This is a genomic window from Streptomyces sp. NBC_01017 (assembly GCF_045162795.1).
Classification (GTDB): Bacteria; Actinomycetota; Actinomycetes; order Streptomycetales; family Streptomycetaceae; genus Streptomyces; species Streptomyces machairae.
Genome location: NZ_CP108683.1, coordinates 9,903,192 through 9,927,922 on the forward strand (window position 1 = coordinate 9,903,192; position 24,731 = coordinate 9,927,922).

Below are 24,731 nucleotides of genomic sequence, written 5' to 3' on the forward strand. Positions count from 1 at the left end.
GCCCCTTCTCGGATGCCCGCGCTCGGATGCGCGTGGCGACCCGTCGAATCCGACGGATCCTTACAAGTTCCTTACAAGTGTCGGTCAAGGTCGATGCATGATCACGCACAAGTCCCGTGTCGCCCTGCTGGTCGCCTCCCTGCTGCTGACCGGCTGCGGCGCCGGTGCCACGGCGACGCCGGATGAGGAGCCTGCTGTCACCCGCACCCCCAGGCCCGCCCACGCCGCCGAAGCCGCCGCCCAGGCCGCCGCCGAGGCGGCCGCACGGAAGCTGCCCGGACTGGGCCCGGTGACCTGGGCCAAGGTGCCGTCCGAGACCCGGCAGGCCGTCGTCGTGACCGGACGCGGCAGGGACTCCTCACACTCCACCGTCGTCCTGTACGAGCGCACCGACACCGGCTGGAAGGCGGGCAGCAGCTGGCCCGCTCGCAACGCGTTGCGCGGCTGGACCGACCACCACCTCGCCGGCGACCTGCGCTCACCCATCGGGGTCTTCACCCTGACGGACGCCGGGGGGCTGCTCGATGACCCCGGGACCAGGCTGTCGTACGACTACGGTGACGGATTCACCGCCAGCGGTACCGGCTTCGAGGGCGAACCCCTCGCCGGTTCCTTCGACTATGTGATCGCCATCGACTACAACCGCAGGAGCGGCTTGTCGCCCCTCGACCGGGCCCGCCCGCTCGGCACCGAACTCGGCGGCGGTATCTGGCTCCACGTGGACCACGGAGCGCCCACCCAGGCCTGCGTCAGCCTCGCGCGGGAGCACATGAGGCTGCTGCTGCTGGCGCTGGATCCCGAACGGCATCCCGTCATCGTCATGGGCGACGCCGAGTCGTTGGCCCGCTGACGTCCCCCGAACGGCTCAGGGTTCCCCGCGTGTCCGCTCCGCGATCCATGGTCATCCGGCCCGCTGCCGCAACGCCCTTCGCTCGTCCTCGCTCTTGCCACCCCAGATCCCGATGAACTGCTCCGTGTCGAGTGCCCAGCGCAGACACTCCTCCCGGACGGAGCAGCGCCGGCATACGGCCTTCGCTTGCTCCGTCTGCAGCAGGGTCGGTCCGGACGTGCCGATCGGAAAGAAGAGGTCCGGGTCCTCATGGCGGCAGCCGGCGTGGTCTCGCCAGTTGTCCATCAAAGTCACCTGCGATCGTCGACGTGCCCTCGGTGGAGCATTACTCGTTTTCGAGTCGCCTGTCGATGCGCAAGTGAAACCCGGTTGGACACCGGCGAATCCAGTCACTGTTCGCGCATACCCCACGGGGAGCCGTACGCGGTCAGCAGGTCCAGGAAGGGACGGGCCGGGAAGGCCTCCGGGCCCAGCACGCCGGCGCCCGACCAGGCGCCGGTGGCGAGGAGTTCGAGGGCGACGACCGGGTTGACGGCCGTCTGCCACACCACGGCCTGGCTGCCGTACTCCGCCATGGACCACTGGTTGTCGACCACGTGGTAGAGGTACACCTCACGCGGCTTGCCGTCCTTGACGCCCCGCACCCAGGTGCCCGCGCAGGTCTTGCCGTGCATCCGGTCGCCCAGCGTCGCCGGGTCCGGCAGACATGCCGCGACGACGTCCCGGGGCGAGACCGCCACCGGCCCGGCGGCGCTCGGCACGGTCACCGGCTCGGTGCTGTCCAGGCCCAGCAGGTGCAGCGTCTTCAGCGTGCCGATGAACTCCTCGCCCAGGCCGTACTTGAAGGTCACCCGGCGCGCGTCGACCCAGCGCGGCATCAGGAGCACCTCCTCGTGCTCCACGTTCACGCACTCCACCGGGCCGATGCCCTCGGGGAAGTCGAACACCTCGGGCTCGCTGAACGGTTCGGTGGTGAACCAGCCGCGGCCGTCCTCGTAGACGACCGGCGGATTGAGGCACTCCTCGATCGTCGTCCAGATGCTGAAGGACGGCGCGAAGTCATAGCCGTCGACGGTGAGGTTCGCGCCGTCTCGGACGCCGATCTCGTCGATCTCGTCGAACAGTTCGTCGGCCGCGTGCCGGGCGAACACATCCGACAGGCCCGGCTCCACGCCCATGCCGACGAGGGCCAGCGCACCCGCCTTCTCCCAGTCGGCCGCCGCTTCGAACTGGGCGTCGCCCAGCTTCACCCCGCACTCCTCGTACGGTCGCTCCGGGTGCGGCCGTGACAGTGACATCGCCATGTCGACATAGGTGGCCCCGGCGGTGCGGGCGGCGCCGAACAGAGGCATCACGAACCTCGGGTCGGTGGCGTTGAGCAGCACGTCGCACGCGTGCCGCGCCAGCAGTGCGGCCACCGCCGCCTCGTCGTTCGCGTCGACGCGCTCCGGCCGGAACCGGGCGTCGCCGCCGAGGGCCGCCACGGCCGCCTCGGCGCGCGCGAGGTCGTAGTCGGCGACCACCATCGCCTCGAAGAACGGACGCCGGGCGGCGATCCGGGTGATGGCGGTACCCACACCGCCGGCACCCACGAGCAGTACACGCATGACAAGACTCCCTCGGCTTGAAGGCCTACGACGTGGTGGGGCCCCACAGGAGATACAACGCGGCCCGTTCACGTAAGGTCAATGGCGTTGGCATAAGGCGGAGCGTGCGGCATGGACTGCGGCACAGGGACGGAGAGCATGGTGCCGAAACCGGTCGTTGTGGAGGAGAAGCGGCGCCGACGCCGTCCCACGAAAAGCGGCACCGTGCTGTCCGAGCGGCTCATCGTCGAGACGGCCCTGCGCATGCTGCGCGAACACGGCAGCGCCGGTCTGACCGCCCGCCGCCTCGGCCTGGCCCTCGACGCCGACCCGAGCACGCTGTACCGCTACTTCCGCGGCATGGACGACCTGACCCTCGCCATCGGCGACGCCCTCATCGGCCAGGCGCTGGAGGGCTGGGAGCGGACGGGGGAGTGGCAGGAGGACCTGCGCGCCGTCGGGCTGCGCATCCACGCCGCGTACATGGCCCATCCGCAGGCCGCCGCGCTGACGACCAGCCGGGTCACCGGCCGGGCCAACGAACTCGCCGCCGACGAGGCCGTGCTGGACGTCCTGCGGACCGCGGGGTTCTCGCTGCCGGACACCGTGCGCATCTACCACGCCTTCATCGATCAGACGCTGGCGTTCGCGGCGCTCGACGCCGCGTCGTTGGCTCTGCCGAGTGACTCGTTGCGTTCGGACGAGGGCATGTGGCGGTCGACGTATGCGCGGTTGCCTCGGGCCACCCATCCCCGGATCGCCGAGGCGGCGCCCCTGCTGGCGAACCGGATGGTGACCAGTGCGTATCCGACGGCGCTGGACATGCTGGTGGCCAGCGCGGCCACGGAGTTGGAGACACGGGAGTAGTTCCCCGCACCCTTTCAGGATGTTGCAGAACCGTCGGCAACAAGGCGCCCGGCCCGCTCAGCCGCGCAGCGCCTCCGCCGCCGTCGCGGTCACCGCCTCCGTGACCGCCGCCAGCGCCGGTGAGTCCAGCTTCCATTGCTGCCAGTACAGCGGGACGTCGAGTGGCCGGTCCGGGGCCAGCTGCACGAGGCGGCCGGCTTCGAGGAGGGGTTCCGCCTGGACCTCGGGGATCAGGCCCCAGCCCAGTCCGGCCACTACGGCCGACAGGAAGCCCTCCGAGGTGGGGACGTGATGCCGCAGGGCACTCGCGCCCGTGCGGGTGTGCCGCAGCCTGCGGACGAACGAGTCCTGGAGGTCGTCACTGCGGTCGAAGGACAGCACCGGCGCCCGCATGAGTGCGTCCCCGAGCGAGCCGCCCAGATGCCGCTCGGCGAACTCCGGGCTCGCCGCCGCCAGATAGCGCATCCGGCCCAGCGGCCGTACGGAACACCCGGCCACGGGATCAGGCGACGAGGTCACCGCGGCCATCACCAGGCCCTCCCGCAGCAGCATCGCGGTACGGCTCTCGTCCTCGCGCCGCAGCTCGAAGCAGAGCTGCGGCTCCTCCGGCACACAGGTCAGCGCCGTCAGGAACCACGTCGCCAGCGAGTCGGCGTTGACCGCGATCGACACCTGGGTCGCCTCCCCGGCGCCGCTCATGCCGAGCTCGGCGCGCGCGTCCCGCTCCAGCCGGGCCAGCTGACGGGCGAACCGGACGACGACCGCGCCCGACTCGGTCGGCCGCACCGGTTTCGTGCGCACCAGCAGCACCCGCCCCGTGCGCTGCTCCAGCGCCTTCACCCGCTGACTCACCGCGGACGGCGTCACATGCAGCGCCGCGGCGGCCGCGTCGAACGTGCCCTCGTCGACCACGGCCAGCAGGGTCCGCACCTGGTCGAGGGGAAGCTCGGTCAGCTCACTCTTCACGAGGGCTAATGATACGTAAGAATCTTTAGCTGTACATCAAGAGATCGCTTCCCTAGCGTCAATGGCATGACAACCGCCTTGACCACCGCAGCCGCCGGATTCGGCACCGGTCTCTCCCTGATCGTCGCCATCGGCGCCCAGAACGCCTTCGTTCTGCGCCAGGGAATCCGCCGTGACGCCGTCCTCGCCGTCGTCGGCATCTGCGCCCTGTCCGACGCGCTCCTGATCACCTTGGGCGTGGCCGGTGTCGGCGCGGTGGTCGTGGCGTGGCCCGGGGTGCTCACGGCGGTCGCCTGGGTCGGCGGGGCGTACCTGCTCGGCTACGGCGCCCTCGCCGCCCGCCGCGCCGTCAAGCCGGGCGGCGCCCTGCTCGCGGACGGCGAGGGCGTGCGGTCATGGCGGCGGGCCGTGCTGACGTGCCTCGCGATGACGTGGCTCAACCCGCACGTCTACCTCGACACCGTCTTCCTGCTCGGCACGGTCGCCGCCGACCGCGGCCCGATGCGCTGGACATTCGGCCTCGGCGCCGTACTCGCCAGCCTGTGCTGGTTCGCGGCGCTGGGCTTCGGCGCGCGCCTGCTGAGCCGCCACCTCGCGAAGCCCGTCGCGTGGCGCGTCCTGGACGGACTGGTCGCCGCGACGATGATCGTCCTGGGGGTCTCCCTCATCTCCGGGGGCGGCGGCACCTGATCCGTCCTCCGAACACCCGCCCGGTGCTGAGATAGTGATCCCCGACGAGAAAGATGTAACGAGCATCCAGGAAGCGCGTGGACACCAGCGAGAGCAGCACCGAACCACAGGAGAAGGACCCGTCCGCGGTGATACCCGAGCGGCGCGGCTGGCGACGCTGGGCCATGGACACCCGGCCCCTGCGCCGCCCGGCCTACCGCCGCCTGTGGTCCTCGACCATCGTCACGGCCGTCGGCAGCCAGCTCACCGCGGTCGCCGTGCCCAAGCAGATCTACGACATCACCGGCTCCTCGGCCTGGGTGGGCGCCGCGAGCCTCGCCGGTCTGCTGCCGCTGGTGGTGTTCGCGCTGTGGGGCGGGGCCATCGCCGACAGCATGGACCGGCGCAAGCTGCTGCTGGTCACCAACAGCGGCATCGCGGTCACCTCGGTGCTGTTCTGGCTCCAGGCCGTCACCGGGATCGCGTCGGTGGCCGTACTGATGGTGCTGCTCGCCGTGCAACAGGCGTTCTGGGGGCTCAACGCCCCGGCCCGCAGCGCCTCCATCGCCCGCTTGGTGCCCGCCGACGAGTTGCCGGCGGCGAACGCCCTCGGCTCGACGGTCATGCAGACGGGCCAGGTGGTCGGCCCTCTGCTGGCCGGCGTGCTCATACCCGTGATCGGCCTGGCCGAGCTGTACCTCATCGACGCGCTGGCCCTGTGCGTCACCGTCTGGGCCGTCGTACGGCTGCCCGCGCTGCCGCCCCTGGCTGCCACCACCCAACGCCGCGCGGGCGTACGGGAGATCGTGGACGGCTTCCGTTACATGGCCCTGCACAAGGTGCTGTTGCTGTCCTTCCTGGCCGACATCATCGCCATGGTCTTCGGCATGCCCCGCGCCCTGTTCCCGCAGCTCGCGAGCCAGACCTACGCGCCGTACGGCGAAGGACTCGCCCTCGGCCTGCTGTTCGCGGCGATCCCCATCGGTGCCGTGCTGGGCGGACTGTTCTCCGGCACGTTCTCCCGGGCCCGCCGGCATGGCTGGATGGTGATCGGCGCGGTCGTCGCCTGGGGCGCCGCCATCACCGGATTCGGGCTGAGCGGCAGCCTGTGGCTCGCGGTGGTGTTCCTGGCTCTCGCCGGGGTCGCCGACATGGTCTCGATGGTCTTCCGCGGGTCGATCCTGCTGTCCGCCGCCAGCGACGAGATGCGCGGCCGGATGCAGGGCGTCTTCACGGTCGTCGTGGCGGGCGGCCCACGCCTCGCCGATGTTCTGCACGGCACGGCGGGTTCGGCCTTCGGCGCGCGCACGGCGACCGTGGGCGGCGGACTGCTCGTCGTCGCCGCGATGCTGGGCCTGGCCGCGGCGGTGCCCGCCCTGCGCCGCTACCGGGTCTGAGGGTCAGATGGCGCTGTGCCGATGCTGCCCGTACTGCTCCATGAGCCTGCCCCGGGTCATCTCCAGCCGGTGCGCGAGGATTTCGGCGACGTGCCGGATCAGGGACATTCCGAGCGCCGGTTCCTCCTCGCACAGCCGGAGCACCGCATCGGCCTCGAACTCGTAGGCGCGCACTTGGCTGAAGGCCTCCGCGCCGAAGTCCCACTGGTACGGCGGGAACAGCCAGGACCAGCCGAGCAGATCACCCGCGCCGAGGCTGGCCACGGTGACCCGTTGCACGGATGTCACCCGCTGGTCGAGGGTGACGGCGCCCGAGCGGATGACCCAGAAGCGGTCGGCCGTGCCGCCCGCCTCGAAGATCCGGGCGTCCTCCGGGAAGGAGACCTCCCGGGCGAGCGCCATCAGGTGCTGGCGCTGGGGCGGCGGAAGGGCAGTCAACAGTTTGATCGCTTTGGTCATGACACGGGGCTCCTCACCGACGACTGAGGTTCCGGTGCTTCCCTGCGTCCATTTCAGCCGCTACGGCGGCCGTGAGCACCTCGGCGGAGCGTGGTTTCGGTTTTGGCCGGAAATCTTCGCGGGAGTGGGGCGCCCGCGGGCATTAAGAAGCCCTGGCTGGACGGGGGAGACCAGCCAGGGCCGTATTTGGTGGTGCAGGGGGGACGATTGCGGTCTTCCCGCGGTCTACCCCGAGACCACGTATGAATGAACCGTAAACCATCTCGGCGGGTTCCGCGTAGCCGAGACCGGGGTAAGTGACCGGTTTCACTCGCCCTCCGCCACCACCCTGACCGTCTCCAGTCGGGGATCGCTCGGATCGGGGAGGTTCATGCCCGCGGCGAGACCGGTGACCAGATAGCGCAGGACCGCTCCGGTCAGCCGCTCACCCGGCAGCACGACCGGGATCCCGGGCGGATACGGCGTGATCATCTCGGCGGCGACGCGTCCGGCGGCCCTGTCCACCGGGACGTCCTCCGTGGCGGCGAAGAACGCGTCCCGCGGTGTGACGGCCTGCTCCATGCGCAGCTGCGACGGCGGCGGCACGTCGATCCGGGGCGCCGGGCGCAGCTCGGGCGCCGCCTCGGCGAGGGATTTGAGCGCGGCGAGCAGTTCGCCGGCCGTCCCGTGGTCGTCGCCGTGGGTGATCTGGGTGGCGATGCGGCGGTGGTCGTTCAGATGGGCGTCCACGTTGCGGTGCTCCCGCAGCCAGTCGGCGGCCTGGAATCCGCAGATGCCGAGACCGTCGAGGTCGATGACGACCGGCAGCGGGTCGAAGTCCGCGGCGAGTCCCTCGCCGCAGAAGTCGTCCCGGTCGTTGACGTGCATCCCGTCGATCTCCTCGACGGCGGCCCGCACCTCGGCCACGAGATCGAGCGCGGAGCCCATGATCTCCTCGCCCCGCAGGGCCATCTGCCGCCGCCAGCCGTCCATGCCGGCGAAGATCAGCACCGATGGACTGGTGGTGCCCAGCAGGTCCGCCCGCATGCGCAGCACCGTCGCCGGGACGAGATCCCCCTGGAGGTGGAAGACCGAACCCTGCTCCAGGCCGCTGCCCATCTTGTGGATGCTGGTCACGCAGATGTCGGCGCCCGCGTCCATCGCCCACGACGGCAGCCCGGGATGGAACGGCAGATGCGCACCCCAGGCCTCGTCGACGACCAGCGGGCGCGAGCGGCGGTGACAGACGTCGGCGATCGCCCGCAGGTCCGCGCAACTGCCGTACGGCGTCGGGCTGGTGACCAGCGCGCCCTTCGCATCGGGATGGCGCTCGAAGGCCGCCTCGAAGTCCACCGCGGACGGAGGGTGGGCCAGATGCCGTTCGGCGTCCCACTGCGGCTCGACCCAGACGGGCTCGATGCCGGACAGGACGAGACCCGACACGACCGACTTGTGGGCGTCCCGGCCGAGCAGCAGCTTCTCGTGTGGACCCGCGACGGCCAGCATCGCCGCCTTGACGGACAGGGAGCTGCCGCACGTGGTGAAGTACGTGTGCTCCGCGTGCACGGCGTCGGCCATCAGATCCTCGGCGTGCTCCAGGACGCCGCTGTGGTGCAGCCGGTCGTCCAGACCGCCCGACGCCAGTACGTCACCCAGGAACACCGCGTCGCCCAGCACCTCCCGCACCGCGGGGTCGGCACCCCGGGCCTGCTTGTGGCCGGGCGGCGTGAACGACGTCCGCCCCTGCCGGTGGTAGTCGGCCAGCGCTTCCAGGACCGGGGCCCGGCTGTGATCGGCTGTCATGCGCCCTCGGGTGCCCACCGGGGGCGGTGCCAATCGGCGGCGCCGGTCAGCCGGCCTCGGTGTGCGAGCCGGGGGAGAGGAACTCGTCCAGCACGTTGATCACGCTCTCGTAGGCGATCATCCGCACGGCGGCGTCCCGGGCTCCGGCGGGGTCGGCATGCTCCAGCTCGTTGCTGCGGGCCTGCCAGACCCGCTCCTCCCGTCGGGCGTAGGCCCTGGCGCGTTGCATGCGCCTCAGCAGTTCGTCTGAGTCCACGACTTCGGTCATGACTTCCGCATACCCCGGTATCGCCGGGACGAGCCCTCATCCCCGGTATCGCAGGGAACGTCATCCGTCCGATGCCTTCACGGGCACGCCCAGGGGACGGGCCAGACCGGACACGGCCTCGTCGAGGCGTTGCAGATGCCGCAGGACACGGTCGGTGACCCGGCCGTAGCGCGGTGCGCCGGGGACGGTCCGGCCCAGGAGCGAGGCGATGCTCGGGCCGGTCTCGAGGCCGGCCGTGGAAAGTTCGTCGGTGACGTGCGCGGCGATCGCCTCGATGTTGTGCGCGATGCGCCCCGCGGCCCGGCGCAGCCGGGGGTCCGCCGCGATCGAGGGATGGGTGGGCAGCAGCTCGGCGGTCGCCGCCAGCGCACGCGCGTGATAGGCGCAGGTCTCCAGCAGCGCGACGACGTAGCGGGCGGTCTCCTTGCGGGCCCGCAGCGGCGTCACCGGATGCGTGAGCGGCTGCACGGCGGCCCGCAGGTCCGCCAGCGCCTGGTCCAGCTCGCGTGACTGGTCGAGCAGCTCGACGGGCGGACCGCCGCTGAGCTGGTCGACGGCGCTGCGGGTGACCTCGCCGAGCCGTTCCAGCACGGTGGCGAGCAGTTCGTTCGTACGGCGGTCCGTCTGCACCGGCAGGACCACTGCGGCCGCGATCACCCCGCAGGCCGCGCCGAGCGCGGTCTCCTCGATGCGCAGCACGAGCACCGAGAGGCTGTAGGTCTGCAGCAGGGTGTACAGCAGCCCGAGCGCCGCGGTCACGAAGAAGGACGACAGCGTGTACGACAGCGGTGCCGAGTAGAACATCGCGAAGACGAACAGCAGCACCAGCGCGAACGCCGTCCAGGTGTGTCCCCCGACGGCACCGGCCAGCACGATGCCGGCCAGGACGCCGAGCACGGTGCCCAGCAGCCGACGGTAGCCCTTGACCAGGATCTCGCCCGTGGAGGCGGTGTTGAGGAACACGATCCAGCAGGTCAGCACCGCCCAGTACCAGCGGTCACGGGACAGCAGCTCGCCGCCGATGATGGCCAGCGTCGACCCCACGGCCACCTGCACGGCGGCGCGCGTCGTGGGGCGCCGCAGTCCGGCGGGCTCCTCCGAGGGGGCCTCCTCCTCCGCGTCGAGCACGGCGTCCTCCGCGTCCAGCTCCTCGCGTGAGCGCGCCGTGGCCGGGCTGTCGTCCGACTCGTCCGGGGTCCCGCCCAGGGCGATCCGCAGCCCGAGGACCGCGCGGGCGGCCTCGCCGATGGCCCGGAAGGCGTCCTGCACGGCGGGGGAGGCGTCGGGCAGGTTCTCCTCGTCGCGGTAGGCGAGGAGCCGGTTGCGGACCTGGGACAGCGCGGTGCCGGAGGCCTGGCCGACGGGGTGCAGGACGAGCAGGCGCAGGGCCTCGAGGTCACGGCGCAGCGTGACGGTCGCCTCCTCCCGGACGGGATGCCGGCTGCCCGACGGGACGGGGGCGCCCGGCAGGTGCATGGCCAGGGTGTCGGCGCGCTCGGCGCCGCGTGCGGCGAGGAGCGACAGCCCCAGGCGCTCGGCCGCGATCTCGGCGTCCGCGACGCGCCGTTGGACGAGCCGGGCCATGGCCTCGTCGGCGGTTCCCTCCTCCAGCCGGCCCTGGATCAGCAGCGCCGTCTCGTGCAGGCGCGCGGTGCCCTCGCGTACGTGCTCCAGGGCCCGGTCCGCCTCCTCCGGGCCGGCACCGAGCAGCTCGAGCTGCGCCGACAGCAGCTGGGCCAGCCTGGCGCGGAAGGCGCTGCGCAGCCGTTCGAGCACCCCCGTCGGTGTCTCGGGGACGAGCACGAACCGCACCAGCGCGCTGCACGCGAAGGCCACGGCGACCGCGCCGCACAGCTGGGGCAGGCCGGAGACGGTGGCCCCGACGAAGAGGGACATGAAGTAGGTCTGGAAGCCGATCAGGCCGAGCGCGGTGCCGCGGTCGCCGAATCTGCGGCCGTAGACGGCACAGAAGATGAGCGCCACGAAGAACAGGTCGCCGGCCACGACATGACGGTGCAGCAGTGCCGCCAGGGTCATCGAGGCCAGCGCCACCGGGAGGCCCAGGGCGAGGGTGACGGCCTGCGGCCCGCGCTGTTTCTCCCGGATGGCGAAGGTGGCGACCATCGCCGCCAGCGCGCCCGTCACCAGGTGCGTCACATCGGCGCCCAGCAGGGCGAGCACGGCGACCGCGAGGGCGATCGCACCCGCCGTGCGCAGCCCCGCGGCCAGCCGCAGCAGCCCGGGGTCCGACGCCGCGACACGGTCCCGCACGCGCGCCCGGACCGGCCCTCCCGCTGACCTCACGCCGACGTACTCTCTCCCGCTCTCTTGCCGGTCACACCGCGAACCGTAGGACCTCGGCCGAGGCCGTCACCTCACTCAGCCGTCCCTTCGGTCGCCTGGGATCCGCCCTTCCCGGCCACGCGCTCCTGCAGCTGCTCCGGCGTCAGGTACGCATGGATGAACTCGAAGTCCCTCAGCTTGGCCGGCCTGCGGGCCTGGAACCCGGTACGCACGAAATCGTCCCCGGCGACTGCGTTGAGCAGCCAGTTCGTCATGACGCGCGTCTTGGCGACATTGGTGCGCAGCGCCGACCAGTGGTAGCCGCGGGCGACGGCCATCGCCGGGAGGCCCTTCAGCTCGATGCCGAGGGGCTTGGAGACGGCGTCGCGGCCGCCGAGGTCGACGACCAGGCCGAGGTCCTTGTGCTCGTACCGCCGCAGCGGCTGGTTGCGCAGGGACGCGATGACGTTGTCGGCCACGACCTTGCCCTGGCGCATGGCGTGCTGGGCGGTGGGCGGGCAGACGGCGCCCTCCTCGCCCTTGGCGATGTCGGGTACGGCGGCGGCGTCGCCGAGTGCGAACACACCGTCGTCGCCGGGCAGTTTCATCTCGGCGGTGACCGCGAGCCGGCCCCGGACCGTGTCCGCGCCCAGCGTGGCGATCAGCGGGCTGGCGACCACCCCGGCGGTCCAGATCAGGGTCCGGGTGGGCACCACCCGGCCGTCGGTGAAGGTGACCTCCTCGGGGCCCGCCTTGGCGATGGACACGCCCAGCGAGATGTCGACGCCGCGCCTGCGCAGGATCTTCTGCGCCGCGGTGCCCAGCTTCTCGCCCAGTTCGGGCATCAGCCTCGGCGCGATGTCGATCAGATGCCACTTGATCAGCTGCGGGTCGAGCCGCGGATAGCGCTTGACCGCGTTGTGCGTCAGCATCTGTAGGCAGGCGGCGGTCTCGGTGCCCGCGTATCCGCCGCCGACCACCACGAACTGCAGCCGGGCGGCGCGCTCGGCCGGGTCCTGGCTGGCGTCGGCGAGGTCCAGCTGGGAGATGACGTGGTCGCGCAGGTAGGCGGCCTCCGCCAGCGTCTTCATGCCGTAGGCGTGGTCGGTGAGCCCGGGGATGTCGAAGGTGCGGGTGATGCTGCCGGGGGCCAGCACGATGTAGTCGTACGGCTCGTTGACGATCCGGTCGGTGATGGTGCGGATGACGCAGACCTTGGCCGCGAGGTCCACGCCGATCGCGCCGCCCGGGATGATCCGGGTGCGGTACCTGCGGCTGCGGCGCAGGGACACGGCGATCGACTGGGGCGTCAGGACGCCGGAGGCGACCTGGGGCAGAAGTGGCAGGTAGAGCTGGTAGGAGGACGGCGTCACCAAGGTGATCTCGGCCTCGTCGGCGGAGAGTTTGCGTTCGAGTCGGCGAACGCAGCCGACTCCGGCGAAGCCTGCGCCAACCACCAGGATCCTGGGTCGTGTCACGGTGATCTTCCCTTCTGCGGCTCCAGGCGGTCTGCCTCGACGTCGTTCGCCTGCCCCTGGATCGCGGCTTCGCACGCCTCGATCCCACCGCGCCACCGGCCGTTCCGCCAGCCGGGTGCGGCAGGCAGATGAACCCGTCGTCAGCCACCTTGCCCCAACCGGCGCGGGGGCACACCGGTTCGGGTGTGAAAGACGTGTCCGCTCGATCTCTTGACGACTGATTGGTCTGAACCTAACGTCCGTCTCGATCGTCCATGTCAGGGACCGCAGTTCACATACGTGACCATATGTCTCTCGCCATACGCGTGGCCAGGTGCGTGACGTGCGGTCCACCCCCCATCCGACAGGAGGCAGGATGTTCGTACGCCTGCGCACCCTCACCGTCACCACGGCGCTGTGCGCCACATCCCTGCTCGCCGCCCCGCACGCCTTCGCCGAAGTCGAGCCCGGCGGCTGGCAGTCGGTGTCACCGAGCTACACCGTGCAGGAACGGGGCTGCGGCCAGGTCGACGGCCTGACGTTCCGGCTCACCTGCTCCACCGCGAGCGGCGACCAACGGGCTGAACGGCGCTACGCCACCTACACCGGCGGAACCCGCCAGTTCGAGGGCTACTTCCGCATCACCAGCCTCAGCGGCACCCGGATCAGCCTCAAGCAGACCTTCAACGAGTCCGGCTCCGGCCCGTACTTCATGCTCGCCGTCGAGCGCGGCGGCCGGCTGTACGCGGTGCACGGCGGCGCCACGCTGTCCAACGCCGGCACCGTCGGCGCGACGGTCCGCGTCAACACGGTCCACCAGGTCGGCGTCGAGCACCGTACCTACATCAACGGCTCGCTCAAGCACACCTACGACAGCCCCGGCGGCAGCTTCTACGACAAGTTCGGCGCCTACCGCACCAACAGCGGCAGCGGACAGGCCACCGTGGAGTGGAGCAACGTCCGCTTCTGGCGCAAGTAGCGGCCGCCGTATGCGAGGAAAGGCGCGCATCGCGGCGTCGGCAGCGCTGATCCTGGCGCTGCCGGCCTGCTCGGCTCGCTCGGCCGGCACCGCGGACACCGACGAGCCCCTGCGAGGTGTCCTCACGACACCCACGGACATCGACCTCGACTGGACGGACGACCGGCCGGGAGTCGCGGGTCACCTGCTGGAGTTCGCGACCGAGGAAGCCGGCCCCTACACCGTCCTGGACTACCTGCCCCGGCAGGTGTCGGACTACCGCCACCCCGACCTCATGCCGCACACCACGTTCCACTACCGCCTGCGGACCTACCGGGGCCCCGTCTCCCGGCCGGCCCGCGCCGAACTCCCGGACGGCATCCGCTTCACCTGGACCGACGCATCCTCGGACGAGGACGGCTTCCTCCTGGAGATGCGCAGGAGGAAGAGCACCGGGTACGAACCCGTCGCCGTCGTCGATCCGGACGTCACCGCCACGACCCTGGTCACCCTGCCCGGCGAGAAGAACGCCTCCTTCCGGATCCGCGCCTTCGTCCTCGGCGAGCAGTCCAATGTCGTACGGCTCACCACGGGCGAATAGGCGCGCTCAGCCGAAGACGTTGTCCGCGTCGTCCCAGTGCGCCGGCTCGTCCACCATGTGGTCCCGCGGCATACGCGAACGCGCCTGGTACATCGCGTCGATCTGGAGGGCGTAGTGCCGCACGATGGCGTCCCGGCGCAGCTTCATCGACGGCGTCAGCAGGCCGCTGGCCACGTCGAACGGCGCCGGGAGCACCCGGAACACGCGGATGGACTCCGCGCGCGACACCGCGCTGTTCGCGGCGGCCACGGCCCGGCCGAGCTCCTCCCGCAGCGCGTTCTCCTCCCGTGCCTCCCGGATCCGTGCGTCGCTGCGCACCGCGAGGGAGTCGCGCCAGTACGCCAGGAAGTCCGGATCCAGGGTGATCAGGGCCCCGACACAGGGCCGGTTGTCGCCCACGATCACCGCCTGATGGATCATCGGATGCATCCTCAGGCGCTGCTCCAGGAGCGCCGGGGAGACACTCTTGCCGCCACTGGTGATGATGACGTCCTTCTTGCGCCCGGTGATCGTCAGATAGCCGTCGGAGTCCAGCCGCCCGAGATCCCCGGTGGCCAGCCAGCCGCCGCGCAGCGCCGCCCGTGTCGCGGCCTCGTCGTTCACATAGCCCTGGAACACCGACGGCCCGCGCACGAGGATCTCCCCGTCGTCGGCCACCCGGATGTCCACCCCCGGCAGTGCCTTCCCGACCGTTCCCGACAACTCCCGGCCCGGCGGTGGTGCCGTGACCCCGCCGCAGGTCTCGGTGAGACCGTAGGCGTCGTTCACATAGATGCCGATGCCCTCGTAGAACAGGGACAGTTCACGGTTCAGGGACGAGCCGGCGGACGTCGCCCGGCATACCCTGCCGCCCAGCGCGGCCCGCAGTTTGCGGTACACCGTGCGTTCGTACAGGGCGTGTTGCAGCCGCAGATCGTAACGGGGCCCGGGCCCGCCGCCCAGCCGCTGCCGTTCCAGTGCCGCCGCGAAGTCCCGCGCGGTGTCGGCGGCCCGCTCGAACAGCGCGCCACGGCCGGCCTGCTGGGCCGTGCGCAGGAAGTTCTTGTAGAGCTTCTCGAAGATCGACGGTACGGCGCACAGATAGGTCGGCCGGAACGTGCGCAGCGCCGCCGACAACGCCTCCCCGTTCAGTTCGGGTTCATGGCCCATCAGCATGCCGCCGCGGATGGCCAGCCCCTGCACCACCAGGCCGTACACATGGGAGAAGGGCAGGAAGGCGAGAACCGACGCCTGCTGCTCGCCGGGCGGGATCACGGTGTGGCCCCAGCCCGCGAGGAGGGTGTCGCAGGTGCTCGCGAGACCGCGGTGGCTCAGCGCGCAGCCCAGCGCGTGCCCCGTGGTGCCGGAGGTGTAGACGACGGCCGCGGTGGAGTCCGGCAGTACGATGCGGCGCAGCGAATCGACCGTCGCGAACGGGATGAACTCACCGCACTCCACGAGCTGTTGCAGCCCTCCGGCGTCCAACTGCCAGACATGCCGCAGCATCGGCAGCGATCCGCACACGGAACCCACCGTCATGATGGCCTGTTCGTCCTCGACCACCACGGCCACGCATTCGGCGTCCCGCAGGATCCACTCGACCTGGTCGCGCGACGACGTCGGATAGATCGGCACGACCTCGGCGCCCACCGCCCACAGGGCGTAGCAGAACACCGTCCACTCGTACCGGGTGCGGGCCATGACGGCCACCCGGTGGCCCGGTGAGATCCCGGACGCGATCAGGCCCTTGGCCAGATCGGTCACTTCGTCGCGCAGTTCCACGGCGGTGACCTCCTCCCAGGTGGTGGAGGAGGGATCGGGGTGGCGCGCGAGCATCGGCAGTGTCGGATCGAGGGCCGCCATCTCGAAGACGCTGTCGGCGAGCCCGCCGGTCAGGGGCGTGACGGTCCGGGGAGCGAGGCCGAGGTCGCGCATGCGCTGCTCCTGATGTGTACCGGGTGTGACATCACCGATGAGTTCCGTTATCGGCGGTGCCCGAATCTAGCCCAGCTGAGAGCGCATGGTGTCGAGAACTGACAATTGACCCCGTACGGTGATCTCAGCCGCGCGGGCAGGGCGACAGCCACACCGTGGCAAGGGGCGGCAACGTCAGCCGAATGCGGCTTTCCTCCGGCTTCAGCGGGTCGGGGTTGACGACATCGCCGCCGCCGTACCGGGCGGCGTCCGTGTTGAGGGCTTCCTGCCACGCGATGACGTCATCCGGCACCCACAGGGCGTAGTCGTGACGCACGACGGGGGAGAAGTTGGAGACGGCGAGCAGGGGGCTGCCGTCGGCACCGAACCGCAGGAACGCGAAGACGTTGTCGTCCGCCGCATCCCCCAGCACCCACCGGAAGCCGCCCGGGTCGGTGTCCCGCTCCCAGAGAGCCGGCGTCGTCCGGTACAGCCCGTTGAGGTCCCGGACCAGGTCCTGGACGCCCCGGTGGTCGCCCGCCGACGCGTACCCGGGATCCAGCAGCCACCACTCGGGACCGTGCTCCTGGGACCACTCGGCGCCCTGCGCGAACTCCTGGCCCATGAAGAGGAGCTGCTTGCCCGGGTGGGCCCACATGAAGCCGAGGTAGGCCCGGTGGTTGGCGCGTCGCTGCCACCAGTCACCGGGCATCTTGGACACCAATGCCTGCTTGCCGTGCACGACCTCGTCGTGGGAGATCGGCAGGACGTAGTTCTCGCTGTAGGCGTACACCATCGAGAACGTCATCTCGTTGTGGTGGAACTTGCGGTGCACGGGCTCCTTGGCGATGTACTCCAGCGAGTCGTGCATCCACCCCATGTTCCACTTCAGCCCGAACCCCAGCCCGCCGCTGTCGGTCGGCCGGGTCACCCCGTCCCAGGCGGTCGACTCCTCGGCGATGGTGATGACGCCCGGATTGCGCCGGTACACGGTCGCGTTCATCTCCTGCAGGAACGCCATCGCGGCCAGGTCCTCCCGCCCGCCGAAGGCGTTCGGTGCCCACTGCCCGGACTCCCGTGAGTAATCGAGGTAGAGCATCGAGGCGACGGCGTCCACCCGGAGCCCGTCGATGTGGAACTCCTCGCACCAGTACGTGGCGTTGGCGACCAGGAAGTTGCGCACCTCGGTGCGTCCGTAGTCGAACTCGTACGTCCCCCAGTCCGGGTGCTCGGCCCGCCGCTCGTCCCCGGGTTCGTACAGCGGTTCCCCGTCGAACCGGCTCAGCGCCCAGTCGTCCTTCGGGAAGTGGGCCGGCACCCAGTCCACGATCACCCCGATGCCGGCCCGGTGCAGGGCGTCCACCAGGTACTTGAAGTCGTCGGGCGTCCCGAGCCGCGAGGCCGGCGCGTAGAAGCCGGTGACCTGATAGCCCCAGGACCCTGCGAAGGGGTGCTGGGCCACCGGCATGAGCTCGACATGGGTGAAGCCGAGGTCGTTGACGTACGCGGGCAGTTCGTCGGCGAGTTGGCGGTACGTCAGTCCCGGGCGCCAGGAGGGGAGGTGCACCTCGTAGACCGAGAAGGGCGCTTGATGCACCGGGACGTCACCCCGGTGCGCCATCCACTGCTCGTCGCTCCACTCGTGGTGCGAGGCGTGCACGATCGACGCCGTGTCCGGTGGGACCTCCGCACGGCGCGCCATCGGGTCGGCCTTGAGGAACCGGCCGCCGTGCCGGGAGGTGATCTCGAACTTGTACCGGGTGCCCTCGCCGATGCCCGGCAGGAACAGCTCCCACACCCCGGACGCCCCGAGGGACCGCATCGGGAACGCCGTCCCGTCCCAGCAGGTGAAGTCCCCGGCGACCCGCACGCCCTGCGCGTTCGGCGCCCACACGGTGAAGCGGGTGCCGGTCACGCCCTGGTGGGTCATCGGCTCGGCGCCGAGCGCCTTCCACAGCTCCTCGTGCCGGCCCTCGCGGATGAGGTGGAGATCCAGTTCACCGAGGGCGGGCAGGAAGCGGTACGGGTCGTGGACCTCGCACGCGTCGGACCCGTCCTCGGCGTACGCCACCAGCAGCGTGTACGCGGGGATCCTCTTCAGCGGCAGTACGCCGGAGAAGAGGCCGCCGCCCTCCGAGACCAGCGCGGTGCGCTCGCCGTCGGCCACGACGCTCACCGCACGCGCGAACGGGCGCAGCGCCCGGAAGGCGATCCCGCCCGGGACCGGATGCGCCCCGAGCAGCGCGTGCGGATCGTGGTGGGCGCCCGACAGCAGGCGCTCACGGTCGGCCGGATCGAGTGCGGGCGCGGTGGCGCGCCGGCCCGGTCCGGCCGATTCGGGGCGCGAGGTCTCGTGCAGGGCCATGGGTCAGGCTCCTCTCACGGCGAGGCGTTCGATCGCCGCCATCGGTACGGGCAACCAGTCGGGTCGGTGCCGGGCCTCGTACAGGACCTCGTACACGGCGCGGTCGGTCTCATACGCACGCAGCAAGCCGTGCTTCTTGCGCGGGTCCCAGCCGGCGTGGGCCGCATAGCCCGCGCAGTAGGCCTCCCGGCAGCGGCGCGCCCACTCCGGACGCCACGGCCGGCGCTGCCGGGCGGCGTAGTCGAAGGAGCGCAGCATGCCGGCGATGTCCCGTACCGGCGAGTGGACGCCGCGCCGCTCGGCGAGCGGGCGGGACGGCTCGCCCTCGAAGTCGATGACGAACCACTCACGGCCCGCCCGCAGCACCTGCCCCAGGTGCAGGTCGCCGTGGATGCGCTGGTCCGGCGGCCCGGGGTCGCAGCTGGCGAGGGCGCCGAAGGCGGTGCGCAGGCCGGGCACGTAGGGCTGCAGGGCGGGGACGAAGTGCGCGGCGATCTCCAGACGCTCGGTCATCGCCGCCGCCATCTGGGCGTTCTCGCCGTGCGCCCGGGACGGGAAGGCGGACGCCAGCGCCAGATGTACCTCCGCGGTCGCCCGCCCCAGCTGCCGGGCCTCCGCCGTGAAGTCGCCGCCCGAGGCCAGTGCGTTCAGCGCCAGTGTCCAGCCGTCGGAGGCGTCACGCAGGAACGGCTGCAGCACGCCGAGCGTCGCCTCCCAGGGGTGCGTCGTCCGGAACCAGGCCACGGGGGCCGGGACTCGCCCGCAGCCCTGCTCGGCCAGCGCGCCGGACAGCTCCAGGTCGGGATTGACACCGGGCTGGATGCGCCGGAACAGCTTGAGGATGAACGTATCGCCGTACACCAGCGAGGAGTTGGACTGCTCGGCGTCCAGCACCCGGGGCACCAGCCCCGCCGGCACCGACACGGACGGGTCCGCCTCGAAGCACAGCGGGCCCGCCGTGCCGGGATGCCGCAGCCGCTCCAGGAGCAGCTGGGCCGAACGGGGGTCCTGCAGCGCGTCGAAGACCGTCAGACCGGCCAGCGGCCCCTCCTCCGCACGGCCGATCAGCGCCCGGCCGAGCCTCGGCGACAGCTGCTGGCGTACACCGAGCAGCAGCTGGTAGCAGTCACCGGCCGGGGGAGCGCCGCCGGGCGCGGGCACCGCGGAGTGACCGGCGTGCACCAGCAGATGCAGACAGCCCGGGAACAGCTCCGTCATCGACAGCAGTGCGAGGTCCGTGACGGGCCGGTCCTTGCCCGCGAACCAGCGCTGCCGTGGCAGCCACTCGCGCAGCAGTCCGGCGAGCGAGGCCATGGGGCTCGCGTCGACCGTACGGCTCGATCGGGGAGTTGCGGTCTTCTGCATGGTGACCCGTCCTTTCCTCGGCACACGCTCGAAGCTCACGCTCAAAGTCGTCGGCCGATGCGGGATGCGACTCGGGAGAGTCGGAACCAGTAGAAGCCGTGGCCCCCGAGGGTCAGCAGATACGGCAGTTCGCCGATCGCCGGGAAGCGGACCCCGCCGAACAACTCGACCGGATGCCGGCCGGCGAACTCGCGCAGGTCGAGTTCGGTGGGCTGGGCGAAGCGCGCGAAGTTGTTCACGCACAGCACCAGGTCGTCCTCGTATTCGCGCAGGAAGGCGAGTACCGCCGGGTTGGAGGACTGGAGTTCGGTGTAGGAGCCGAGTCCGAAGGCGGGGTTCTGCTTGCGGATCTCGATCATGCGGCGGGTCCAGTGCAGCAGCGACGACGGCGAGGCCATCGACGCCTCGACGTTCGTCACCTGGTAGCCGTAGACCGGGTCCATGATGGTCGGCAGACAGAGCTGCCCCGGGTCGCAGGTCGAGAAGCCGGCGTTGCGGTCAGGCGTCCATTGCATCGGCGTGCGGACGGCGTCGCGGTCGCCGAGCCAGATGTTGTCGCCCATGCCGATCTCGTCGCCGTAATAGAGGATCGGGCTGCCCGGCAGGGCGAGCAGCAGAGCCGTGAACAGCTCGATCGAGTGCCGGTCGTTGTCGAGGAGCGGGGCGAGACGCCTGCGGATTCCGATGTTGGCGCGCATGCGGGGGTCCTTGGCGTACTCCGCCCACATGTAGTCGCGTTCCTCGTCGGTGACCATCTCCAGGGTCAGCTCGTCGTGGTTGCGCAGGAAGATGCCCCACTGGCAGCCGGACGGGATGGCCGGGGTCTTGGCGAGGACTTCCGAGACCGGGTACCTCGACTCCCGTCGCACGGCCATGAAAATGCGCGGCATGACGGGGAAGTGGAAGGCCATGTGGCACTCGTCGCCACCGTTTTCATAATCGCCGAAGTAGTCGACCACGTCTTCGGGCCACTGGTTCGCTTCGGCCAGCAGCACCGTGTCCGGATACATCGCGTCGATGTCGCGGCGGACACGCCTCAGGAATTCATGAGTGGCGGGAAGGTTCTCGCAGTTCGTGTCCTCCTCCGCGTACAGATACGGCACCGCGTCCAGCCGGAATCCGTCGATTCCCAGGTCCAGCCAGAAGCGGAGGGCGGCCAGGATCTCCTCCTGGACGGCCGGGTTCTCGTAGTTCAGGTCGGGCTGGTGGGAGAAGAAGCGGTGGAAGAAGTACTGCTTGCGGACCGGGTCGAAGGTCCAGTTGGAGGCCTCGGTGTCGACGAAGATGATGCGGGCGTCGGCGTACTGCTTGTCGTCGTCGGCCCACATGTAGTAGTCGCCGTAGGGGCCGTCGGGGTCCTTTCTCGATTCCTGGAACCACGGGTGCTGGTCGCTGGTGTGGTTCATGACGAAGTCGATGATGACCCGCATGCCGCGCTGGTGGGCGGAGTCGACGAATTCGACGAAGTCGGCGAGGTCTCCGAATTCGGGCAGGACGGAGGTGTAGTCGGAGACGTCGTATCCGCCGTCGCGCAGGGGTGATTTGAAGAAGGGCGGCAGCCACAGGCAGTCGACGCCGAGCCATTGCAGGTAGTCGAGTTTGGCGGTGAGGCCTTTGAGGTCGCCGACGCCGTCGCCGTTGCTGTCCTGGAAGGAGCGGACCAGGACCTCGTAGAAGACGGCGCGCTTGAACCAGTCCGGGTCACGGTCCTTGGCGGGAGTGTCCTCGAAGGTGTCCAGCACGGGCTCGTTGACGGTCATGACGCTCAGGACCCTCCGATCTGCGGTGGCGAAGCCTGGACATGGAGCACGTGCGCGGGGGCCCTGCCGGGCTCCAGGCGTACGTAGTTGTTCCTGCCCCAGCGGAAGGTCTCACCCGTCAGTTCGTCGTGCACGGACAGGGAGGCATCCCAGTCCAGGCCGAGGTGCGGCATGTCCAACGAGACCGTGGCCTCCTGGGTGTGGTGAGGATCAAGGTTGGCGACCACCAGAACCGTGTCCGGGCCTGTGCGTTTGCTGTAGGCGATGACCGAGTCGTTGTCGGTCCGGTGGAAGCGGAGGTTCCTGAGCCGGTGGAGGGCGGGGTGGCCCCTCCGGATGGTGTTGAGCTTGGTGATCAGGGGGGTGACGGTGCGGCCCTCGTGTTCGGCTGTTTCCCAGTCGCGAGGACGCAGCTGGTACTTCTCCGAGTCGAGGTATTCCTCGCTGCCGTCGCGCAGGTGGGTGTTCTCGCACAGTTCGTAGCCGCTGTAGATGCCCCAGGTGGGGGAGAGGGTGGCGGCCAGGACGGCGCGGAGTTCGAACGCGGGGCGTCCGCCGTGCTGGAGGAATTCGTGCAGGATGTCGGGGGTGTTGGCGAAGAAGTTGGGCCGCATGTAGGAGGCCGTTTCGCCGGAGAGTTCGGTGAGGTACTCGGTGAGTTCCTGTTTGCCGTTGCGCCAGGTGAAGTACGTGTAGGACTGCTGGAAGCCGATCTGGGCCAGGGTGTGCATCATCGCGGGGCGGGTGAAGGCCTCGGCGAGGAAGATGACGTCGGGGTCGGTGCGGCCGATGTCGGCGATGACCTGCTGCCAGAAGACGACGGGTTTGGTGTGCGGGTTGTCGACGCGGAAGATGCGCACGCCGTGGGCCATCCAGTGGCGCAGGATGCGCAGGGTTTCCTCGACCAGGCCGTCCATGTCGGCGTCGAAGGCGATGGGGTAGATGTCCTGGTACTTCTTCGGCGGGTTCTCGGCGTGGGCGATGGTGCCGTCGGGGCGGTGGTGGAACCACTCGGGGTGTTTGTCGACCCAGGGGTGGTCGGGGGAGCACTGCAGGGCGAAGTCGAGGGCGACTTCCAGGCCGAGTTCGCTAGCCCGGGCGACGAACCAGTCGAAGTCGTCGAGGGTGCCGAGGTCGGGGTGGACGGCGTCGTGGCCGCCTTCGGGGGAGCCGATGGCCCAGGGCACGCCGACGTCGTCGGTGCCGGCGGAGAGGGTGTTGTTGGGGCCCTTGCGGAAGGTGGTGCCGATCGGGTGGATCGGCGGCAGGTAGACCACGTCGAAGCCCATGGCGGCGATGGCGGGCAGTCGGCGGGCGGCGGTGCGGAAGGTTCCGTGGGGCTGCTCGGGGGTGCCCTCGGAGCGGGGGAAGAACTCGTACCAGGAGCCGAACAGGGCCCGCTCCCGTTCCACCAGCAGGGGCAGTGGGTCCGAGGCGGTGACCAGGTCCCGCAGCGGATACCGCCCCAACACCGCGTCGACGTTCGCCGCGAACGCCGCCGCCAGCCGCGACTCGGGCGGCAGTGAGTCGTCCCGCAGCGCGTCCGCGGCGGCCCGCACCGTGGCCTGCTCCGTCTTGTCGGGCACCCCGGCCGCCGCTCGTTCGTACAGCTCGCCACCGGTCTCCAGGACGAGTCCGACGTCGATTCCGGCCGGGATCTTGATCTGTGCGTGGTGCCGCCAGGTGGCCACCGGATCGCTCCAAGCCTCCACGTGAAACGTCCAGCGGCCCATGGCCGACGGGGTCACCTTGGCGCTCCAGCGGTCGCTGCCCGGGGCCAGTTCGTGCATCGGCGTCCACGGGCCGGGCAGGCCGTCCGGGCCGGTCAGTACGACATTGGCCGCGACGGCGTCATGGCCCTCGCGGAACACGGTGGCGGTGACCTCGAAGGTCTCTCCCACGACGGCCTTGGCCGGGTGTCTGCCGCACTCCACGGCCGGCCGTACGTCCCGTACCGGGATGCGGCCGATGGTCCCGGTACCGGCACCGGTCCTGCTCTTGGTCCTGCCCATGGTTCACCTCCACCGTGCTCGAGGCCGGGCACCAGGCCCGGCCGGGGGATTCAGGCTGCGCCGGAAGGACGTCTGCCTTCCCGCTGGAAACTCCACCGCCGCGTTCCCGGCGGGCCCCGCCGTGCCGAGACGCTCGCCGTGCGCGGCCGTTCGTCCAGCTCGCTGAGATAGGCGGCCGGAGTGATGCGCAGATAGCGTTCGGCCGCGTCGGCGGCCTCGCGCGCGCAGCGCTTTCCCATCAGCACGCAGAGGGTGTAGCCGGTGTCCTCGAAGGTGGCACGGACCGTCAGGTCGGCCGGGGCCGCGAGCATGGCGCGTTCCCAGGCCCGATATCGCCGCAGTTGCCGGGCGACTTCGGCTTTGGCCGGTAGCAGCATGGCGCCGTTCACCTTCCGGACTCGATGACGCGTTTCCCGACCGTCGGGCGGAAACCCGTGCGCGCACGCACGGGTTCCGTTTCGGGTATCGAGGTCTTCACACATGGTGCACGGTCGACGACTCAGCGTCCTGTTGGATCTTCAACTACCTCAGGGGTGTCCTCCTGTTGCACGAATGGCCTACCGCCCCCACCCTGGAGTCACTCAGAAGCGATCAGCGCTCACGCTCCGTACTCGGGGCCCGTCCCGCAGGGGCGAGGAGAGCGGGAGCTTTCGCGGTGAGGAGGTAACGACGGTGAAGACCGCAGTGCCCTGCTACTACCACCTCGACGTGGAAGTCAGCCCCGAACGGGTGGGTCAGGTCAGCCGAATTCTGGCCGCTCACCTCAGGTACTGGGACCTGGAGACGCTTGTCGAGCCCGTCCGCCACAGCACCGAGATGCTGCTGCGGGCCATCGACGAGCACGCGAGGGACAAGAACACCTCGATCGAGATGTGGTGGAACGGCCAGCACCTCATCACCGCCATCGGCGACAACAACCGTGCCCTGCGCCCGGACCACGAGCTGCGTGCCTGCCTGCAGCACCTCGCCGCCATGAGCGACGGCTGGGGGTGCTGCGCCACCGAGACCGGCGCCAAGGTCATCTGGTTCTCGCAGCGCGCCCGCGCCGGCGAACGTGCCCCGCTCGTGCCGGCCGCGCCCGCGCCCAACCTGCTCGAGGCGCTTGAAGTGCCTCGCGAGGCACCGGTCACGGCCATCGCCGCCGCGGCGGGCATCCGGGACGGCGTCCTGGAGGAGGCCCGGTGACCGCGCGG

The 24,731-nt window shown here is 70.5% G+C and carries 21 protein-coding genes; 7 read left to right on the forward strand and 14 right to left on the reverse strand.

What is annotated here, in order from left to right:
- Window positions 1–97 precede the first annotated feature (97 nt).
- Complete coding sequence (locus tag OG331_RS45305) at window positions 98–850, forward strand: hypothetical protein (RefSeq protein ID WP_406208480.1); 753 nt, start codon at window positions 98–100, stop codon at window positions 848–850.
- A gap of 51 nt (window positions 851–901) precedes the next feature.
- On the opposite strand, the gene OG331_RS45310 is transcribed toward OG331_RS45305, so the two are convergent.
- Both OG331_RS45310 and OG331_RS45315 read right to left on the reverse strand, forming a co-directional pair.
- Window positions 902–1,135 (reverse strand): WhiB family transcriptional regulator, encoded by a 234-nt coding sequence (locus tag OG331_RS45310; protein WP_406208482.1) that lies wholly within the window; start codon window positions 1,133–1,135, stop codon window positions 902–904.
- 104 nt (window positions 1,136–1,239) lie between these two features.
- Complete coding sequence (locus OG331_RS45315; RefSeq protein WP_406208485.1) at window positions 1,240–2,457, reverse strand: saccharopine dehydrogenase family protein; 1,218 nt, start codon at window positions 2,455–2,457, stop codon at window positions 1,240–1,242.
- Between the two features lie 141 nt (window positions 2,458–2,598).
- Between OG331_RS45315 and OG331_RS45320 the strand changes: the two genes are divergently transcribed.
- On the forward strand, window positions 2,599–3,303 hold the full coding sequence (locus OG331_RS45320; protein ID WP_406210740.1) for a TetR/AcrR family transcriptional regulator: 705 nt from the start codon (window positions 2,599–2,601) through the stop codon (window positions 3,301–3,303).
- A gap of 57 nt (window positions 3,304–3,360) precedes the next feature.
- Here the strand turns inward: OG331_RS45320 and OG331_RS45325 are convergent, their stop codons facing one another.
- Entirely contained in the window at window positions 3,361–4,269 is a 909-nt protein-coding gene (locus OG331_RS45325) for a LysR family transcriptional regulator ArgP (RefSeq protein WP_406208487.1), read from the reverse strand.
- A gap of 66 nt (window positions 4,270–4,335) precedes the next feature.
- Here OG331_RS45325 and OG331_RS45330 point away from each other — a divergent pair, with 66 nt between their 5' ends.
- Both OG331_RS45330 and OG331_RS45335 read left to right on the forward strand, forming a co-directional pair.
- Complete coding sequence (locus OG331_RS45330) at window positions 4,336–4,959, forward strand: LysE/ArgO family amino acid transporter (RefSeq protein ID WP_406208490.1); 624 nt, start codon at window positions 4,336–4,338, stop codon at window positions 4,957–4,959.
- Between the two features lie 77 nt (window positions 4,960–5,036).
- Window positions 5,037–6,335 carry an MFS transporter gene (locus OG331_RS45335; RefSeq protein WP_406208492.1) on the forward strand — a complete coding sequence of 433 codons (1,299 nt, stop codon included), beginning with the start codon at window positions 5,037–5,039 and terminating at the stop codon, window positions 6,333–6,335.
- 3 nt (window positions 6,336–6,338) lie between these two features.
- On the opposite strand, the gene OG331_RS45340 is transcribed toward OG331_RS45335, so the two are convergent.
- From OG331_RS45340 to OG331_RS45360, 5 genes are all read right to left on the reverse strand, one after another.
- A complete protein-coding gene (locus OG331_RS45340) occupies window positions 6,339–6,794 on the reverse strand; it encodes a cyclic nucleotide-binding domain-containing protein (protein ID WP_406208495.1) in 456 nt (151 codons plus the stop codon).
- A 306-nt stretch (window positions 6,795–7,100) separates the two neighbouring features.
- Complete coding sequence (locus OG331_RS45345) at window positions 7,101–8,576, reverse strand: aminotransferase class I/II-fold pyridoxal phosphate-dependent enzyme (RefSeq protein WP_406208497.1); 1,476 nt, start codon at window positions 8,574–8,576, stop codon at window positions 7,101–7,103.
- A gap of 46 nt (window positions 8,577–8,622) precedes the next feature.
- On the reverse strand, window positions 8,623–8,844 hold the full coding sequence (locus OG331_RS45350; RefSeq protein WP_406208500.1) for a hypothetical protein: 222 nt from the start codon (window positions 8,842–8,844) through the stop codon (window positions 8,623–8,625).
- 60 nt (window positions 8,845–8,904) lie between these two features.
- Window positions 8,905–11,148 (reverse strand): FUSC family protein, encoded by a 2,244-nt coding sequence (locus OG331_RS45355; protein ID WP_406208503.1) that lies wholly within the window; start codon window positions 11,146–11,148, stop codon window positions 8,905–8,907.
- Window positions 11,149–11,219: 71 nt separating this feature from the next.
- On the reverse strand, window positions 11,220–12,611 hold the full coding sequence (locus OG331_RS45360; RefSeq protein WP_406210743.1) for an NAD(P)/FAD-dependent oxidoreductase: 1,392 nt from the start codon (window positions 12,609–12,611) through the stop codon (window positions 11,220–11,222).
- Window positions 12,612–12,960: 349 nt separating this feature from the next.
- Here OG331_RS45360 and OG331_RS45365 point away from each other — a divergent pair, with 349 nt between their 5' ends.
- Window positions 12,961–13,563, forward strand: a complete 603-nt coding sequence (locus OG331_RS45365) for a hypothetical protein (RefSeq protein WP_406208506.1) — start codon at window positions 12,961–12,963, stop codon at window positions 13,561–13,563.
- A gap of 10 nt (window positions 13,564–13,573) precedes the next feature.
- The gene (locus OG331_RS45370; RefSeq protein ID WP_406208509.1) at window positions 13,574–14,143 is read left to right on the forward strand and encodes a fibronectin type III domain-containing protein; all 570 of its coding nucleotides are present in this window, start codon (window positions 13,574–13,576) and stop codon (window positions 14,141–14,143) included.
- A 6-nt stretch (window positions 14,144–14,149) separates the two neighbouring features.
- Here OG331_RS45370 and OG331_RS45375 read toward each other — a convergent pair whose 3' ends face one another.
- From OG331_RS45375 to OG331_RS45400, 6 genes are all read right to left on the reverse strand, one after another.
- A complete protein-coding gene (locus OG331_RS45375) occupies window positions 14,150–16,057 on the reverse strand; it encodes an AMP-dependent synthetase/ligase (protein WP_406208512.1) in 1,908 nt (635 codons plus the stop codon).
- A gap of 124 nt (window positions 16,058–16,181) precedes the next feature.
- Window positions 16,182–18,401 (reverse strand): 1,4-alpha-glucan branching enzyme, encoded by a 2,220-nt coding sequence (glgB, locus tag OG331_RS45380; RefSeq protein WP_406208515.1) that lies wholly within the window; start codon window positions 18,399–18,401, stop codon window positions 16,182–16,184.
- A 3-nt stretch (window positions 18,402–18,404) separates the two neighbouring features.
- Window positions 18,405–19,766 carry a maltokinase N-terminal cap-like domain-containing protein gene (locus OG331_RS45385; RefSeq protein ID WP_406208517.1) on the reverse strand — a complete coding sequence of 454 codons (1,362 nt, stop codon included), beginning with the start codon at window positions 19,764–19,766 and terminating at the stop codon, window positions 18,405–18,407.
- Window positions 19,767–19,807: 41 nt separating this feature from the next.
- A complete protein-coding gene (treS, locus tag OG331_RS45390) occupies window positions 19,808–21,526 on the reverse strand; it encodes a maltose alpha-D-glucosyltransferase (protein WP_406208520.1) in 1,719 nt (572 codons plus the stop codon).
- Window positions 21,527–21,531: 5 nt separating this feature from the next.
- Window positions 21,532–23,538: an alpha-1,4-glucan--maltose-1-phosphate maltosyltransferase gene (locus OG331_RS45395; RefSeq protein WP_406208523.1), complete on the reverse strand. Its 2,007-nt coding sequence runs from the start codon at window positions 23,536–23,538 to the stop codon at window positions 21,532–21,534.
- Window positions 23,539–23,588: 50 nt separating this feature from the next.
- Window positions 23,589–23,915 carry a DUF5133 domain-containing protein gene (locus OG331_RS45400; protein WP_383248326.1) on the reverse strand — a complete coding sequence of 109 codons (327 nt, stop codon included), beginning with the start codon at window positions 23,913–23,915 and terminating at the stop codon, window positions 23,589–23,591.
- A 295-nt stretch (window positions 23,916–24,210) separates the two neighbouring features.
- On the opposite strand from OG331_RS45400, the gene OG331_RS45405 reads away from it, so the two are divergent.
- Window positions 24,211–24,723: a pep a2 gene (locus tag OG331_RS45405; RefSeq protein WP_406208526.1), complete on the forward strand. Its 513-nt coding sequence runs from the start codon at window positions 24,211–24,213 to the stop codon at window positions 24,721–24,723.
- Window positions 24,724–24,731: the final 8 nt, after the last annotated feature.

Coding starts and splice junctions, on each gene's coding strand:
- OG331_RS45305 (WP_406208480.1), top strand. CDS start 98: ATGATCACGCACAAGTCCCGTGTCGCCCTGCTGGTCGCCTCCCTGCTG.
- OG331_RS45310 (WP_406208482.1), bottom strand. CDS start 1,135: ATGGACAACTGGCGAGACCACGCCGGCTGCCGCCATGAGGACCCGGAC.
- OG331_RS45315 (WP_406208485.1), bottom strand. CDS start 2,457: ATGCGTGTACTGCTCGTGGGTGCCGGCGGTGTGGGTACCGCCATCACC.
- OG331_RS45330 (WP_406208490.1), top strand. CDS start 4,336: ATGACAACCGCCTTGACCACCGCAGCCGCCGGATTCGGCACCGGTCTC.
- OG331_RS45340 (WP_406208495.1), bottom strand. CDS start 6,794: ATGACCAAAGCGATCAAACTGTTGACTGCCCTTCCGCCGCCCCAGCGC.
- OG331_RS45345 (WP_406208497.1), bottom strand. CDS start 8,576: ATGACAGCCGATCACAGCCGGGCCCCGGTCCTGGAAGCGCTGGCCGAC.
- OG331_RS45350 (WP_406208500.1), bottom strand. CDS start 8,844: ATGACCGAAGTCGTGGACTCAGACGAACTGCTGAGGCGCATGCAACGC.
- OG331_RS45365 (WP_406208506.1), top strand. CDS start 12,961: ATGTTCGTACGCCTGCGCACCCTCACCGTCACCACGGCGCTGTGCGCC.
- OG331_RS45370 (WP_406208509.1), top strand. CDS start 13,574: ATGCGAGGAAAGGCGCGCATCGCGGCGTCGGCAGCGCTGATCCTGGCG.
- OG331_RS45375 (WP_406208512.1), bottom strand. CDS start 16,057: ATGCGCGACCTCGGCCTCGCTCCCCGGACCGTCACGCCCCTGACCGGC.
- glgB (WP_406208515.1), bottom strand. CDS start 18,401: ATGGCCCTGCACGAGACCTCGCGCCCCGAATCGGCCGGACCGGGCCGG.
- OG331_RS45385 (WP_406208517.1), bottom strand. CDS start 19,766: ATGCAGAAGACCGCAACTCCCCGATCGAGCCGTACGGTCGACGCGAGC.
- treS (WP_406208520.1), bottom strand. CDS start 21,526: ATGACCGTCAACGAGCCCGTGCTGGACACCTTCGAGGACACTCCCGCC.
- OG331_RS45395 (WP_406208523.1), bottom strand. CDS start 23,538: ATGGGCAGGACCAAGAGCAGGACCGGTGCCGGTACCGGGACCATCGGC.
- OG331_RS45400 (WP_383248326.1), bottom strand. CDS start 23,915: ATGCTGCTACCGGCCAAAGCCGAAGTCGCCCGGCAACTGCGGCGATAT.